Here is a 19021-nt window from a genome sequence, read left to right on the forward strand (position 1 = left end):
TTGAAGAAACTCTACTTCCTTGTTTTTTTATTGGTCACGTTTTTAGTTAATCCCTACACGGATATAAAAGCCGAAGGTTTCACAGGTGATTCTGATAGTAAAAGTCTTACCAAGGTTAACCGTATCAAGCCTGTTAGATTAAAGGCCATAAATAGCTTCAATATTTCCATTCCTGAAAGGGAAATTAGGTCAATTTTTAAAAGTTCTGTAAGATTTGAAAGAAGTTTCGATGATGAAATAAATAATTCATTTTCAAGCCATACTGAAGAATTAGATCCTCTAGACTGGGGTAAGTATAGAGAATCTCCTAATATCAATCAGGATTCTGTAGCATATTTCGCAGGTGAGGCTATTGCACTTCTTCAAAGTGTAAAAGATGAGGGGCGATTGGTAGACCAGCTAACGGCAGGTATGACTTTTCAATTACCTGTAGGTGTACAAAAAACCATAGGGGGCTTATCCTACACGGTTGTTTTTCACAAGTTGAAGCTAACAGAAACCAATGCTTATGTTGATGCCTACCTGGTATTAGAAACTTCAAAAGATACTTTGTCTTTTATGGGACGGGGTATTGAATTTTCAGCTGAAGGAGGAATTACCGGTGTTGGAAGACTTGAATTGATAGGTAATGCAAATATTACACTTCCTGGTGATAAAGCTTTAATTACCTTATTAGGGAGTGATGATCCTGCAACACCTGGACCCACCTATGCAGAATTTGACTGCTACGGTTTCAAAGAATTGGCTATTGATGCTGACGTAACATTTTCCAAAGATCTATTTATCAAAGAAAATCCTGATGGTACTCCTTCTGAGGAAAGGCTGACTACCAATTTCTCAACAACTGTAACAGATTGGAATAACATTCTCGTTGAGCTGACTTTACCAAGGTTCCAATTAAAAAGTTTGGAAGGCTGGAGTTTTGAAGTGAGTAATGCGGTTTTTGACTTTTCCGATACTCGGAACTCAGCGGATATTAAGTTTCCGACAGATTATGATTCTCCCTATTTTATAGAAGGAACAAGAGAACTTTGGAGAGGGTTCTATCTTAGGGAATTAGTAGTTACGCTTCCAAAGGAATTCAATAAAAAGAACACAACAGGAAGAACTTCTTTTAGAGCCGCAGAAATACTTATTGATGAATCTGGATTTTCTGGCAGTCTCTCTGCTCGTGAGTTACTTACGTTAGATGAAGGCGATGCTGATTCCTGGAAACTATCAGTAGATAGTTTATATGCTAGTTTTCTACAAAATGAACTAGTTTCTGCTGGTTTAGCTGGTCAGATTGAGATTCCTTCAATGAAGTCAGAAAAACCCTTGCTATACTCAGGAACTATCCTTGGCCCTAATGACTACCAGTTAATCGCTCAACTTCAGGATGATGCTCAGTTTGATATATTCAAGGCGGATTTAAATTTAACTGCTGATTCATACATAGAATTAAAGGTTCAGGGTGGAAAGTTTAAACCTAAAGCAGTCCTAAATGGAAATATGAATATTGCACCTACTTCTGAATCAGGAAAAAAGACGGCAGAAGTTAAAGGACTAGTATTTCAACAATTAGTATTACAAACTGAAGCACCATATATACAAGCCGAGACATTTGGTTTTACCAATAATTCAGAAAATAAAACTGGTGGCTTTCCAATAGGAATAAATGCAGTAGAATTAAGAACAGATGATAATAGAATTGGCATTTATGCCGATGTTACAGTTAATCTGGTAAAAGCAGATGATAGTGGCTTTGGTGCTGGAGCAGGATTTACTGTTTGGGCCAAAAGAGAAAGTATTGAGGGAAGACAGATTTATAGCTATGACAAGATAGAGTTATCCAAAATATCAGTAGATGTTGAACGACCTGGTTTTTCTATTAAGGGCTCACTTACATTTTATGAAGGTGACAATACCTATGGCGATGGTTTTAGAGGTGATGTCGAGGCTAAATTTGCTTCTATTGATGTAACAGCCGTTGCGCTTTTTGGTAAAGTTAATAACTTAAGATATTGGTATGTTGATGCATTGGTAGAGTGGAAAACTGGCATGCCTATGGTGCCACCATTTGCTTTGAACGGTATTGGTGGTGGGGCTTATTATCATATGCGTCAACAAGGTTTAAATGAGAATCTAGGGTCAAATCTAGGGAAATCAACCTCGGGAGTTATTTATGTACCAGATCCTAATTATCACTTAGGTATTAAAGCCTCTGTTACATTTAGTATTCAAAATGCAGAAACAACCGCTAATGGCAATGCAGAATTTAGTATTGCCTTTAGTTCATCAGGAGGTGTAAATCAGGTTGCCTTCAACGGTGGAGTAGAGATTATGACGCAGTCCTTTAGCAGTAGTTTGAGCAAAGTACAAGAAGTGGCCTCTAAGGTTTCAAATGGAGAAGAAATAGAGCGTAATTCTAGTGCTTCAATTAGTGGACAGGTTAATCTGCTTTTTGACAACACTAACGATACGTTCCATGGTGAAATATCGATGTATATCAATGCAGCTGGTGGTCTTATTAAGGGGACTAATCCGGGTGGGTTGGCTGGTAAAGCGGTTATTCATTTTGCACCAGGTGAGTGGTATATACACATAGGTAACCCGACAGTCCCTATTGGTATCGACATATTAAGTTTAGCTACACTTCAAGGTTATTTTATGGTGGGACACAATATTCCTGGTATGCCACCGCCACCACAACTGGTATTGGATATCTTAACTGCTGAGCAGAGAGCCGAAAATGAACAGATAAGAGCTAATAGCAGACAATTAGGAGAACAAAGTACCGGAAAAGGATTTGCTTTTGGTGCACGCTTTACTATTGATACTGGGGATAAGAGGTTCTTGATGTTTTACGGACGCTTTGCGGCAACGGCAGGCTTTGATATAAATATGCAAAGATATAATGCCACCTGTTCAGGCAGAACAGGTCTGGTAGGTATTAATGGTTGGTATGCCCAAGGTCAAGCCTATTTCGGTATGTTGGCCACCATAGGGATGAAAATTAACCTGAGATTTATTAAAAAGAATGTCGAAATTTTCCATGGCGAACTTGCAGCTTTAATGCAGGTGAAAGGTCCAAACCCATTTTGGATGCGAGGTGATGCTGCCGGTAGATTTAGTGTCCTAAACGGTTTGGTAAAAGGTAAATTTAGCTTCACAGTAACCATAGGAGATGAATGTGAACTGGAAAATCTTGATGGTGGCAATCCATTGGAAGATGTGAAGGTTATTGCGCAATTAACTCCTGATAATGGGGCTACTGAAGTAGATGTTTTTACTTCACCTCAGGCTGTCTTTAATATTCCGGTTGAAAAAGAATTTCAACTGGAAGACTTAAATGGTAATACTTTAAGATATAAAGCAGAAGTTGAATATTTTAGGCTTAAGCAAGGCAATAGTATTTTGGCAACTGACATGTCATTTAATAGTAGAAAGGATGTTGCTGTTTTGAAGCCTGTTGATATTTTGCCTGATGAGAAGGATATGAAGCTTGAAATTTCAATAATCTTTAAGGAGTATGTTGATGGAGGGTGGCAGACTGTAGAAGAAAATAGTACCGAGACCTTATCAATAAATTTTAAATCTGGACCTCAACCTGATTTCATTCCGGAGCATATGGTTTCATATACCTATCCAATTGAAGGAATGGCCAATTTCTATCAGGATGAAACCGATAGAGGCTATATTAAATTGAATCAAGGCGGGTTAACCAGACCATTTGATACGGAAAATGGTAAGTGGAATCTAAAGGCTTCATTCTCAACATCAGATGGTAAAGAGTTTCAATCTGATTTTACATACGATAATAATAATAATCAGGTAAACTTCAACATTCCTCAAGTGGCTAAAGGAGAGGTACTTCATTTTGAACTTTTACGGGTGCCTACAAATCAAAACACCTCTATAGATGCTAATGTTACAAGAAGAACAGATAGAATTCAGTTAGGAGAGGAGTTAGCAGATAGACAAATAGATTTTGAGGTTGAAACGAATCAGGCTCAAGGTACTGTAGAGAATTTAGAGAAAAAGTCAATTTATGATTTTTACATGCGTAGTAGTAAGTTCAATACTTTAGAAGAGAAGTTATTTTCAGATTACTATGATAGAACAACTGGTACAATAGACAATGTTTCATTTAGGGTATACAAATTATTATACAGTTTTATTAATGGTTATGAGGTATTTGATGAGTTAGAAATACGAGGAAATAATCCATTAATTAAAACAGAGTTTTTATCAGCAGGTAACGATTGGATAGAAAAAGATATTAATCCGATATTATATAATCATACTAGCCGCTATAATTTACCAACTAATGAATATATCATCATTCAACGCTCAGCTGGTTTAACTATTGATCAAAGCGTAGGTTTCAATCAAGATATTTATGTGAGTCAAAGGAATGTAGGAGTACAATTTAACGTTCCGGTGGCGATTAATAGACACTATAAAAACTTCAAGAATGAGATGGCGCTAGAATATGTTAACAAAGAAAAACCAGATTGGGTGGAGACTCTGATTAATTCGAATTTTCCAATGATTAGAGTAGGAGGTTACCCTACGAAAATGATTTATCGCTTACCAAATGGTGAATTAGGTAAAAGTAATATTCAATTTAATCCTTCGAGAAGATTCTAATGAATAAATTCCTTATAACGATAGCATTATTTTTGTCTGCTTTAAGTTTGAGAGCCCAAGATAAGGTTGAAATTGCAGCTGCATATGACGATGAAGAAAACGCCATATTACTACGCTGGGCTCCTAATAATTCAATTCTTTGGCTCAAAAGTTTAAAACATGGTTACCGCCTAGAAAAATTTGTTTATCAAAGGGACGGTAAATTACTCCCCACTCCTTTAGATAAAAAAGTAGTATTTGAAGCTGTTAAACCAGAACCTCTAGATAATTGGGAGGAATTAGTAAATGCAAATGACTATGCAGCCATTGCTGCACAAAGTATGTTTGGGGACTATGTAGCCTTTAATGACCAGCAAACTGATGTTTTTTCCATTGTAAATAAAGCGAAGGAACAGGATTCTAGGTTTTCAATGGCACTATTTGCTGCAGATCAATCAATAGAAGTGGCAGAGAAATCAGGTCTGTTTTATAAGGACTATGAGGTAAATGAGAACGAAAGATATTTATATACTATAGTACCAAATTATCAAGATTCTACCATGAAACTGGATACAGGTTCAGTTTTTTTTGGTCCTTTAGATAAAGGTCCTAACCCAAGACCACAAATGAGCCATTCAATTCAGGAAAACGGTTTGACACAGGTGCTTTGGTTTAAATCCTCTTTGCTAGAAGTGTATTCTAGCTTTATTGTAGAAAAGGCTGATGAAAGCTTAGAGTTTGAGGCAATGAATGAATTACCTATTATCAATCTGGATGAAGGACCAACGATATCAAATCAATATGCTAGTTATGTAGATACTGCAAGGAGTGAAGGTACTGTATTTTATAGAGTAAAAGGTAAAGATATTTTTGGTAGAATTAGTGCTCCTTCTGATACTTTAAAGGTAGAAATTCTGCCGGTCTATGAAAGTCCATTTGCTTCAATTGATAGTCTATTTATAGGAGACAATAAAAGCGTTAATGCTAGAATTAAGTATAAAGGAGATATGCAATATATTGATAACGTTTTTCTGGAGCGTTCCCAAAAGGCTGACGGGAATTATGAACTAGTAGATAAAGGTAAAGGAAATAAGGAAGTACTAATAGACAAGTCACCGATTACTAATAATTACTATAGAGTTGGTGTAAGTTTTTTTGATAAAATTCAATATAGCCTTCCTATTCTTTATAACGTAATTGATAGTGTTCCTCCGAGTCAACCAATAATTGATGGGTTTGAAATTTCTGATTCATTGATTATTCTCAAATGGAATAAATTACCGGAATCTGATGTTGCCGGCTTTCGATTGTATAAATCTATGTTCAATGGGATTGAGCCCAGCCTTGTAAAAGAAATCAAGACAAATGATACCTCTGTAGTTGTTATTGAAAACCTAAAGTTTATCAATAATGAACGAATCTTCTACTTAAGCGCTGTAGATGAAGTTGGTAATACTTCTGAATTAAGTGAGCCCTTCAAAGTAAAACTTCCAGACATTGTGCCACCTGCAACACCGATAATAAGCTCAGTTATAAAAGAAGGTGATTCATACAAGATGAGTTGGTTAAAAAGTAGTAGTATAGACATCGATAAATATTTAATTTATCAAAAAAATGTACAGAATTATAAATTAGTGGGAGTTGTTGATACTAATAGTTTATTTTTCAAGAAACAATTGCCTCAAAATATAAATAAGATTTCATTAAGGTTAGTGGCAGTAGATTCCTCAGGAAATGAGGCTGTCTCAAAGCCATTTCAGTTTAGTTTTAATGATGAAAAAAACGACCTGAACGTAATTTACAATGTAACAATTGATGACAAAGGGCTAACTACAATTTTCTGGGAAACTAAGTATAGTGATCACTATTCTACAAGCAATATTTATGTAAAAAGCAATGAGCAGTGGAATTTACTTAAAACGGTGCCTTACGAGAATGGAAAAATTGAAATAATAGATTCTAACGTAAAATCTAAAGCGAACGTAAAGCTTGTATTTTTATGAAAAAATTATTCTTATTTATTTATATTCTTATTATGCCATTCATGCCTTATGTTAAGGCTGAGATAGCTGAAAGTTATAATATAAATCAAACTAATAACAATTTTGTAATTGTAGGTGCACCAAGAGTTTGTACCGATGGCTCTGGTGAACCTTACAGCATACAGAAAAGTGATAGCTATTCACCATGTACTCTTGGGAACACTTCTTATAGCTATCTATGGCAGGTAACAGGCGGTACTTTTTCAACTGGTGGTACTCGGTACGAAGGTGCAGGTTCTCCATTTAGTTCTGCTTCAATCATTTGGGAAGAAAATGCTCCTATAAGAAGTGTGAGTATTGCTGTTGCTATATCATGTGATGGTGGTGCCTATGGACTCACGAATACTGATGCATTAACTGTAACTAAAAAATCCGCTAGCGAATGTTCAAGTGGTGGTGGAGGTGGTGGTGACCCAGAAACGTGCACCGTTGCTATTGACGGAAAAAGAGAATTTAATTTATATCTTAAAAAGCAAGAAGCTGAGGCTTATTGGATGAATAGTGGAGTTCTTGCTAGTTCATTAGACCCCATTCCATCCACCATCTGCGCAGATGAAACAATTCAAACTTTTGGGGTTGCCTTTATTGAAGGTACTAGAGCTGGAGTAACATGTTACCAATTCGATAATTTTCCCACTCAATACATGTATTATCGAAGAAATGGTGAACAAACTTTACATTCTTTAGGTACAAAACCGATTCGTCCAAGACTGGTTCTACAAGAAAGTGATGAATATGTTTTTGATATAGACTTTAATACTATCGGCTCGGGAGATATAGAATTGATTTTTTCCAGAGCAGAATTAAGTACAAACAGTGAGGGTGCCATAATAGCTAATGAATGGTCTTTCTCTACGGCTTCAAATTTTTATACTATTTTAGATATTGAGGTTATACTCCCGCCAGTTTTTGAAAATATTACTTTCTTACCACCTAGTTGTCCGAATCTAGAAGATGTTGATGAAAATGCGAAGAATAATGCAACTGTTTCTTTTACAAATACAGACGATAACTTGCAATGGGTGCAAATTAATTTATTCAAGTTTGAAGAGGGACCAGGTGGTGATATAATAGAATTAGAAAATGTCTATCAAGAGGATACTAATGGTGATGTATTTACAGGACCTGTATCAATAACGGCAGTACGTCCAGATGGTTACGTACTTTTAGTCGAAAAAAATAATGAGAATAAATTCATATTCTCTAAAGGAAATTATCTTAATGAGAATGATGAGGAAATAGGCAGAGATTTTGGTGAGGGCTATTATGACATACAAGTTACCCCAATGCAGGAAAACGAAAGTGGCGAAATAGTAATTCAAGATGATGCCTGTACTCAAAGGTATTATTTTAAAATCCCTGATGCTCCCGTAGTTGCTATTAGCCAAGACATAGCAGCAGCAAACACTTCCTTGAATTGTTTTGGTGATAACACCACCTTAACAGCAATGGCAGAAAGGCAAAGTGGAGACGAATTGGAATATGAGCTGCTCAAGAAATCTGGCAGCATTTTCTCAGCTGTTTCTGGTTATTTAAAGTCAGAAGACAGTGGAACAGAAATTCAATTTAGCAATGTTGAAGCTGGTGTGTACAAAATACGGGTCCGCTATAAAAAAAATGAATCTACTTTCTGTAACTGGATAGAGTCGAGTGAAATTACCATTAGCCAACCAGACCAATTAGGACTAACGGCTGAAACACCACCGACCATTCCATCTTGTATTGGTGGTTCTGATGGTACCATTTATTTCACTCCATCGGGGGTAGATGAAAGTATGACTCTTAAAGTGTATGAACAAGAATACACGGGTCAAACATCAATTGAGACTGCTTGGACTGAAGCAGGTACTAAATCTCTTGATTCTGATGATAACAACAGTGAGCAAACTTTTGATTTACCTGCAGGTAAATATACAGTGGCACTGATTAGAAATCCTTCATGTATAAGATTAGATGGTGCTGAGATTGTTGATACACGAAGCTATGACATCACAATTACACCTAAAGCTCCCACTTGTAAAGATGGGCAAGATGGTAAATTAATTCTGACAAATTATTCAGGTAGTCAGGCAAATACCAGTTATTCTATATCAAAACTTTACATTAACGATGTAGAAATATCTCAGGAGCAAATTAATAGCAATTATTTTGAAAGTAACTATACCGATAGCGACTATAATGCGTCTGATAATGCTACAGCTATTTTAGGTCTTAAAGAAGAAGACAATGTTAGGTTTACTTTAAAGGAAGGCAGTTGCTCTGAAACAGATGAATTTGAAGAAGATATCCCTCGTGTACAAAATTATTTGAGCCTAACAATTACCAGTAGAACACAAGCGCAGTGCTATCAAAATAAAGTATCTTTTACAATTGAGGCCAATAATAATGCCTCTGATTTAAATGCAGCGGCTAGTTCTGCCATCTTACGTTATAGCGATACAGAAGCGGAAGTACCTACGACCTCAACTTATACAGGCCTATCTATCGGAGCAAATACGGTGAGTGCAAGTGGTTTGGATAATGCAAGAGACTATTATGTTGAAGTCTTTGATGGCACATGCGATGCGACTAGTACCATTATTAATTTCACGGAAAAAAAGCAGCCCCTTATTGCGGGTGATTCAGATAATCCTACATATCCACTAATCTGCTTCGGTGATGATACTAATATTAATCTCTCCATGAGTAATACTCAGGGTGATTTGAATAATTATAATCTTAATCTACAAAGAAAACTGCCTAGTGAATCTGAATTTAGTAATTACAGCGCTTTCACTTATGATGTTAATAGTAGCGTAAGCCTAACCTTAAAAAACCTTCCTTATGGTGTATATAAATTAAACGGTGAAGATGGTGAAGGGTGCCAATTTGATCAATTCTCATTCACAATTAATCAGCCTAGCCAAGCATTTCAAATGACCAAAAATGAGTTAGAGGTTAAATTCGAAAATAATTCGACTGATTATCATGTCTCTGTTTATGGAGGATCTGATGGTATGCTAGAAGTAACTTATTTAGGGGGAGAAGAACCTTATGTTCTTAAGCTATTTGATGACAATAATAATAAAATAGCTGAACAACAAGCATCAGCTAATACCAGTAACATTTTCAATAATCTGAGAGCTTCAGATAGTAATGGAGATCCTATTGAGTATCGACTTGAAGCAACAGATAATTTAGGATGTGCACTTGATCCTGTTTATTATTCACTAAAAGAGCCTGATCCCTTAGAATTAATTTATGACCTTTCAACTTATGATAATGGAAATTATAATATTCAATGTTTTGATGGGGTTGATGAAATCCATGTAACAGTAGATGGGGGTATTCCTGAATATAGAGTAATATTATTTACTGAATCAGGAGATACATTTGATGAAAAAACTCTTTCAGTTGATGGGGGTACGGTTACATTTAACAATGTAGATGCAGGTTTTTATACCATAGAGGTATTAGATAAGAATAACTTTTCAGGTAAAACACAGGATGAAGACGAGACAGGTACCTTCGAGCTAAAAGAACCCTTAGAAATCGGGGTAACTACGTCTAAGTCACCACCTACTTGCTTTCGAGGTTCAGATGGAGAATTTACTGTAGAACCTAGGGGAGGAGTACCTAATGAAAATGGAGAATATCTTATCACTTTTTATGATAGTGATAAAAACCCAATTCCAGGAGAATCAGGATGGGCTACTGAGCTTACCTTAGTAGCTACAAGTGGTGATTACTTCTATACCATTATTGATGATTTAGATGGTTGTCCTGAGAATTTTATCCCCTTTTCAATTGATGATATTGCTCGACTCGAGATTAGTTCCTTAACACATGATTATGCACCCTGTGCGGGAGATAATGCTGCAATATTAAAAGTTCAGGCAATTAATGGGCGCTCTAGCGATGGAACATATACTGTTGAATTATATGACGATGCAGATAATCTACTAACATCAGAAATCACTTCTGCTTCTGGTTATTTTGCATTTGAGGATTTGTTCATTGGTGATTATCGTGTAAAAGTATTAGACGATGAAGGTTGCAGTGTTGAGCAATTAGAAACTGTTAAAGATAGATTCGATTCTCTTGTGATTACTGAAACAGTGATAGAACCATCTACCTGTGCCAATTCTGATAATGCAAAGTTAAGAGTATATGCATTCGGTGGAGATGGGAAGCATCTATTCTCAATTGATAATCAAAATAGTTGGAGAGAGGCAGATTCCTTATGGACAGATGAAAATGGATACTTGCAGTCAACAGTGTTGTTCGATAGCTTAGAGAGCGGTGGTATCTACGAAGTTTTACTGAAGGATACTAATTACTACGCTCAGTCTTTTGACAATAGTTGTTTGATTTCCAAGACAGATACCATTTCTATTACTCCTCAGCTGCTTCTTAATGTTGAAAAGGAAGATGTAAGTTGTTATGATGCCACAGATGGAAGTCTTTCTATTTATCCTAGTTATGGTGATGAAAAAAGCTTATCATTTTTTAATATTAAAGTATTAAAAAATGGAGATTTATTTGCTGAGAATATACTTGAATTAACGGATCTTGCTCCAGCTAATTATAAAGTAGAAGTGAGGCTAAGTGCTGAAGGTGCTTGTCGGGTAGTGGCTCGTAAAGAGGTATCCATCAGTAGGTCTCCACTACCTCTTTATGCTGATGTTCAGTCTACTACTAGTTACAATTGTGCCAATCCATCAGAAATAATAGTTCATGGAAATGTGGAAGGTGGCTGGCCAAAAAATGGTTATGAGTACAAGTTTAATAATGGCACGTATGAATCATTTGTGCCTAATGGTGGTGTGTTTAGATTTACAGAATCTTTAACAATAGGTGAGCATGTTTTAACCATAAGAGATAGTAAGGGTTGTGAGGAATCAACCACCTTTACAGTAGAGCCACTTATGCTCAATGTTGAAGTGCTAAACCAAACAGATGTAAGTTGTTATGGCGGTAATGATGGCCTATTACAATTAACTTCCACTAATGGCAACTTGGCCTATAAACTGTGGAATGCAACAGATTCATTTAAAATAGCAGCTACAGATACAGCTTTATTTGATGTTATTCCTGCAGGTACATTTCAGTTGGTGGCTAGTTCGGGCTCTTGTATCTCCGATACCTTAAACTTTACTTTTAACTCACCCGATGAAATAACTATAGACTATAACATCCTCAATCAACCTGGATGTGGTGAAGCTAATGGTGAGGTGGTTACAAACATCAGTGGCGGAGTAGCACCTTATACCACCAATTGGTTGTATAAAGGTGGACAGCTGTTAGCAGCTGATGCTTTAATGGCAGGAGACTACATTGTGATAGTAGAAGATGCGATGGGCTGTCAGAAGAGAGATTCAGTTTATTTAGAAGAACAAACAAATCTGTCCGCAACGGTAGCTGATATCTCACAAGCCACTTGCGGAGCAGCTAATGCATCAGTTACATTAAATATCACAGGAGGTGTTCCAGGCTATAGTATTGAATGGTACAATAGCCAAAATGCATTAGTAGGTAATGGCTCTCTACTTAGTAATATAAGTAAAGGAACTTACTACTATCAGCTAAGTGACCAAAGCGGTTGTGCTATTACAGATACTGTTTTTGTAGGAGGCGATGAAGCCTTGTCAGTATCAATAGCTAACGCTACGCAAGCTACTTGTGGTATCGCTAATGGTTCGGTTGATTTATCTGTAACAGGAGGGAATGCACCTTATACTGTATACTGGCCGACAACTATTCCGGTTACTAACGGACTATCGGCTTCAGGTTTAAAAGGAGGTATTGTTTATGAAGTTTTAGTGGCAGATAGCACCAACTGCGAACAGTCATTCAAGTTCTCTATTAACAATACGAGTGGACCTGAACTAAGTATCAACCAGTTCAATCCAAGTTGTGGATTAGCGAATGGTACAATCGAAATTACCTCTGCTACAGGAAAAGAGCCACTATCCATCACGTGGAATGGAGTAGCCGATAACAGCAGGTTAAAAACAGGACTGGGAGAGGGCACTTACTCCATTACTGTAACAGATGCAGATAGCTGTTCTACTACTAAGGTAGTTGAGTTAGAAGAAGATTTATCGAATCAGTTGACAGTATCGAACAGTATTACTCCTAGTAGTTGTGGTGGTAGTAATGGTGTAATTGAGTTGAATATAAGAGGTGGATTTGCACCTTACCAAATCAGCTGGGACGATAATGCCAGCATTACTGAAGGTCGAAGAACAAATCTTGCTGCAGGTACTTATGAGGTAACCATTACGGATAGCGTAGGCTGCCAATTAGAAAAATCCATTGTACTAAACGAAGTAGCCTCACCTTTGTTAACAGTTGAAAGCTTTGTTTTGGCATCATGCGGAGCTGCTAACGGTAGTATAGTACTTAGTCAACTAAGCAATGACTATAGGTATCACTGGTCTCATGACGCAGGTATTACTACAAATAGTGCAGAGGGTTTAAGTGCTGGTAAATATGATATTTATGCAGAAAATGGTTCATGCACTACCGATACCTTATCATTTTACATCACATCACCAGGCACCGACTTAAACATCAGTGTAGTGGAGACGGTAGCTGCTACTTGTGAGACCACTTATGATGGTGCCGCGGAAATAAATATTAGTGGTGGAGCATCACCTTATACCATCAGCTGGAATGATGAGCAAAATCAAAATATAGAGAGAGCATCTAATTTATTACCAGGCACATATACTGTATTGGTGACAGATGCTTCTGGATGCAGCGCTGTAAAATCAGTAACAGTAGGTACTGTTAATCCAATTTACATAGCAAGCTTTAATAAAGAAACTCCGAGCTGTCATACAGCTACTGATGGTAGTATTGAAGTAGTGGTAGCTGGTGGTACTGGTAATTACAGTTACTTATGGTCTACAGGAGCCAGCAGCAAAACACTTACAGGTATAGCTGCAGGCACTTACAGTGTAGAAGTTTTTGATAATGATGAGTGTGCTGTAAGTGAAAGCGTTACCATTATTGCGCCAGACTCATTGAGTTTACAGGCTAGTGTAGCTGCTCCACGTTGCTATGAGTCAGCCAATGGCTCGGCAGAATTAAGTATTAATGGAGGCACAGCGCCTTATAGAGTCAGCTGGCCAGATGGTAATACCTCATCGAGAAGATATGATTTACTAACAGGTGACTATGCGGTTGAAGTTACAGATGATAATGGTTGTTTACTTACACAAGTAGTTACTGTACCGCAAAAAGATAGTGTAACCATAAATTATACTATTGAACATGCAAGCTGTTATAATGCCAATGATGCAGGTATTGAACTCACGTCAATTGGAAATGCCAGAAGTCCATTAGTGAAATGGTCTAATGGTCAACGAGGCCCGATATTAAGAAATGTAACTGCAGGTACTTATACTGCTACCATAACAGATGCCAATGGCTGTGCTACTGCATTTGAATTTACCATCACAGAACCTGACTTATTGGAACTAGTTGATGTTGAAGAAGCTGCCACTAAATGTAATGATGCTTCTAACGGAAGTATTACCTATGAAGTGAAAGGTGGTACAGCACCATATACTTATCGCTGGTCCGATGGTGCAATCAGCAAAAATAGATCAGGGCTTAGAGCAGGTACTTATGAGGTATTGGTTACGGATAATGCTGGCTGTGCCATAGCTGAATCTTTTGAAATAGAAGAGCCTGAGCCATTGGTTATCACAGCTGAGCTTACAGGTGTAAGCTGTTTTGGTAGTGCAGACGGTCAAGCTACAATTGAAGTAAATGGAGGCACAGCTCCATACCAAATCAGCTGGTCAGATGGGGAAACTACTTTTACTAGAGAGGATCTGACTGCTGGCCGTTATGATGTAACTATTACAGATGCTAATAATTGCAGTCTTACTCAAAGACTAACCATAGACAATATTAACCCGATTGAAATAGAAAGTATTAGTAGAGACATACCTTCTTGTTATCAGGGAACTGATGGTAACATCAGTATTGAAGTAGCTGGTGGTAGTGGTGATTATACTATTAGCTGGGAGAATGGTGCTCAGGGAGCTACTATTACTAATATAGCAGCAGGTACTTATGCTGTAACTATTACAGATGGTAATGGCTGTACTTTTAATGGTAGCATAAGACTTGATGATGCCACTCCAATTAATATCAGTCAACTGATAGTTGCTGATCCTATTTGTTACGATGAGCCATCGGGCATGGTAGCTGTGACACCATCTGGTGGTTCAGCACCTTACAAAGTTATCTGGGAAGATGGGGTAGAAGCCTCGGAAAGAAATGATTTATTGGCAGGGACCCATAGCTTTACTATACAAGATGCTGAAGGATGTACCACAGCTTATGAGGTAACCATGGAGAATCCTCCATTGGAAGAGTTAAGTAATTTACCAGAAATAGTATACCTATGTACAGGAGGTTATATCACCCTTGATGCAGGCAATTGGGGTACTTATTCATGGACTTCTGACAATACCTTTTCAAGTACTGAAAGAGAAGTAAGAATAGACGCGGAAGGTAACTACCACATAGAAGTGACAAATGAAGCAGGCTGTATAGACGCTCACGATATAGAAGTAATTAAAGATGATGACCTTTTACAAGCTGACTTCTTACTTACCTCTGAAGCCGTGGTGGGTGATACTGTACTAATAATAGATATCAGCTGGCCTATGCCTAGTACAGTCGAGTGGTTTAACCCTGATGACAAGGACTTTTATTTAGTTTCACAGGAAGCTGATTATCAAGAAGTGATTTTTACAAGAACGGGCGAGTTTGAGATGTCCATGAAGGCTAATCTTGATCAGTGTGAGGCATATGTGACAAAGACGATAAATGTATTATCACAAGATGAAGCGGCTCGCTTGAAGGAAGAAGAGCTCAGTAAGTCACAAGGGAAACTTCACTTAAGTACGAATATTTATCCAAATCCTAACTATGGAACCTTCAGGCTAGAGGTTGAGGGGAATCAGCAACATGACCTTGATGTAAGGATAGTAGACCTTCATAAGGGTTATGAATATTATCAGTTAAGTGGCAAGCAACAGCAGAAGCATGTCTTTAATATTACTGATGACAGGCTTCCGGCAGGCGTTTACATCGCTGTGATTGAAACCAACGGACAAACTATTTCTAAAAGATTTGTAGTTAAATGAGAATAAGATTATTCGCAATTATTTTTTGCCTATGGCATGGGCATAGTGCACTTATTGCGCAAAGTTTTTCAACTTTGGGTAGTACCGAATTACCTGTTTTAGGTAATGTGCAGGTAGAGTGGGCTGATTTTAATAATGATGGCTATCAGGATGCTATTGTTAATGGTATTGATAATGATGGATTCAAGCATTTTGAGATATACCAAAACGATCAGGATAATACCTTTACCTTGGTAGGTTTGCCAGTAGTGGCATTAAAAAATGCTACTTTTCTATTGGCAGATTTTAACAATGATAATAAAGTCGATATTTTATATGGAGGTCGTGATGATGCTAATCAGGTAAAAAACCATTTACTTTTAAATCAAGGAACGAGCTTTACGGTTTCTAATGATCTTGTATCAGGGTTTTATCAGGCTAAGCTATTGGACTTTGACATTAATTTAGATGGTCAAAAAGATGTTGTTATTTGTGGTTATAATAATGCAGGTGCTATTGAAACATCTGTTTGGATTCAAAACAGCTTAAGTTTTACTCAATCAACAGACTATAGCTTACCAGACCTCTTGGGAGCTAGTTTAGCCAAAGCTGATCTTAACCAGGATGGTATATTAGATTTATTCATTTCAGGAGAAAACGCAAGTGGTCAATTTATATCTAAGTTACTTTTGCTCGATAAGGATGCCGAGTTAACCGAGAAGGTTTTTTCAGCCACATCAAATTTGTTAATCAATGATGTGCAACTGGTAGACTATACTGCTGATGGATTAGCTGATATTTTCTTAATAGGGCGAAACAGTTCTTTTAGTCCGGTTTTAAAGTTGTATAAAAGTCAGTCTGGTACTTACTCTGAAATTTCATCCAGCATACCAGTTCTTAATAATGCCTCTTTTGATTTAAAAGATTTAGATAATGATGGCGATAAAGACTTAGTGGTTATTGGGTTAGATGGATCGAGTAATTATAGGGGAGAAGTTTTTACAAATGATGGTACTGGTAATTTTACAGATGCCAATATCACTATGGATGGTATTTCTAATGGAAGTATTCAAATTGTAGATATAGATAAGGATGGCAAAAACGACTTTTTTGCTACAGGATTTTCTGATACCAACCCTACAGACCCTATCATTTCATATTTCTATCAAAACACAATAGCAGCAACTAATGGCAGGCCGAATCCACCAACAGGATTAAGTAGTAATGTAAACTTAAATGCTGTTGAACTGAGCTGGACAAAAAGCACTGATGCGCTTACGGCAACCAATGAATTAACCTATCAAATAGCTGCTGGCACTAGTTCAGGTAATTATAATGTTGTAAGTGAACTAAGTATTAGTGGTGGTAATGATCTACTCGTAAACACTATTACCTCCAATGGAACTGCAGCAAGCAGTTTTTTAAGCCAATTAAGCGAGGGTGAATATTTCTGGACTGTTCAGACAATTGATGCAGGTGGTTTAAGCTCAGGCTTCGCAGCTGAACAATCCTTTATTATTTGCGATAAACCTGACCTTGGAACAGACAGTGAGATTTGTGTGGGTGATGATGCTTTACTTTCAGCTGGTGTATCTGCTGATGAGGTAAACTGGTATTCGAAAACAGACGGTCTACTGTTATCAGATAATAATGATTTCAGCTATACTGTAGAAAAGGATGATACTATAATTGTAGAGGTGATAAAACCATTAGGTTGTACAGTTTACGATACTATTAACATTAAAGCGATTGAATTACCAGCTTCATCGCTTCCATCAAATATTTCAATATGTGAGAATGAAATGCTGACATTAAATATTAGTGAGTCATTTAACAATATCGATTGGTATAGAAAAGGTGAGGGATTAATTCAATCAGGTGGTTCTTCATATAGTCAAGTAGTATCTGCTAATGATACTATTGTGGCGGAGTTAACAAATGGTTTTGGCTGTGTAGGCTATGATACTATTTTTGTTCAGTCACTGGTTTTACCTGATCAAAATCCTTTAATGGCAGTTGAATTATGTGAATTCGATACATTATCATATAGCATCAACACAGCCTACGATCAAATTTCATGGTATACTAAAAAATTAGGAGTAATAGCTACAGATGTTATTAATATTAAACAAGCTTTTACAGAAACAGATACACTTTTTGTTGATAAAACAAATGTAGAAGGCTGCTCAGTTACTGATACAATAGTTGTGACTGTAAATCCTTTACCAGAGATTGATTTAGGTGCTGACGTTAATATTTGTGAAAATTCCATCGCTCAGTTTGAAATATCGGGAACTTGGGCCTCAGTGGAATGGACAAGTGCTAAAAGGGGATCACTAGCTTCTGACATAAACACGATTGATTTTACCGTAACAGAAGATGATAGCTTGTTTGTTGAAGTGGTAGATGATAAAGGCTGCTCCAATGCTGATACACTTTTAATAACCAAATTAGATTTACCAGTTTTCTCCCTAGGAAATGACACAGCCATTTGTGTGAACGCCAATATTTTGTTAGAAGCTCAAGAAGGTTTAGCTAGTGTAGAATGGACCTCAGTTAAAAATGGCTTGCTTGAAAGCGGTGATTGGTTTCTTGATTATCAGGCAACTGAGGCTGATACTATTATAGCAAAAGCTTTTGCTTTTAACGGTTGTACATATACTGATTCCATTATAGTGGATACAATTGAACCTCCATTTTATGATTTAGGAGATGATTTCTCCATATGTTCTGGCGAAATAGTTAACATTGAAATCCCAACCTTATCAGATAGTATTAACTGGTATTTGGGTGATAGTTTACTTAATACGCATCAATCAAATATTAATTTTGAAGCGGATAATTCAGTTACGGTTTACGCAGAATACATCAACAATAGTAATTGTATTGGCTATGATACACTTCAAGTAACTGTTAATAAGCTTCCTACAGTTGATTTAGGAGAGGATTTCTCTATCTGTTTTGAAGATAATTTTGAACTTTCAGTTGAAGGAGCATTTAGCAAAATTAACTGGTATTCTGAAAGTGAAGGCTTATTAGCAACTGATCAGCCTACTTTAAACAGAACTGCCGTTAATTCTGAAAAAATCTATGTAGAGTTTACAAATTTGAACGGTTGCTTTGCGTCAGACACAGTTAATGTGACTGTTAATCAATTACCTGACTTTGATTTGGGAAATGATATTGAGTTATGCGAGGGCGAATCAGCAGTCTTAACTGTTGATATAGCCTTCGATT

The 19021-nt window shown here is 36.9% G+C and carries 4 protein-coding genes (1 of these 4 running past the window's edge); all 4 read left to right on the forward strand.

What is annotated here, in order from left to right; all coding sequences use genetic code 11:
• Tightly spaced (each overlapping or abutting the next), the 4 genes in view from JKP34_RS10835 to JKP34_RS10850 form a layout consistent with a single transcriptional unit that may run on beyond the window.
• Positions 1-4632, forward strand: coding sequence for a hypothetical protein (locus JKP34_RS10835; RefSeq protein ID WP_201920958.1), 4632 nt, complete (start codon positions 1-3; stop codon positions 4630-4632).
• Positions 4632-6614 (forward strand): fibronectin type III domain-containing protein, encoded by a 1983-nt coding sequence (locus tag JKP34_RS10840; RefSeq protein WP_201920960.1) that lies wholly within the window; start codon positions 4632-4634, stop codon positions 6612-6614. The genes JKP34_RS10835 and JKP34_RS10840 overlap by 1 nt, the downstream gene beginning before the upstream one ends.
• A complete protein-coding gene (locus JKP34_RS10845) occupies positions 6611-15805 on the forward strand; it encodes a T9SS type A sorting domain-containing protein (RefSeq protein WP_201920962.1) in 9195 nt (3064 codons plus the stop codon). Before JKP34_RS10840 ends, JKP34_RS10845 begins: the two co-directional genes overlap by 4 nt.
• On the forward strand, positions 15802-19021 hold the 5' portion of the coding sequence (locus JKP34_RS10850; RefSeq protein ID WP_201920969.1) for an Ig-like domain-containing protein. The gene runs 1160 nt beyond the window's last position; only the first 3220 of its 4380 coding nucleotides appear in the window; its start codon is at positions 15802-15804; its stop codon lies off the right edge, out of view. Before JKP34_RS10845 ends, JKP34_RS10850 begins: the two co-directional genes overlap by 4 nt.

Source organism: Marivirga atlantica (genome assembly GCF_016734805.1).
In the GTDB taxonomy this organism is placed as follows: domain Bacteria; phylum Bacteroidota; class Bacteroidia; order Cytophagales; family Cyclobacteriaceae; genus Marivirga; species Marivirga atlantica.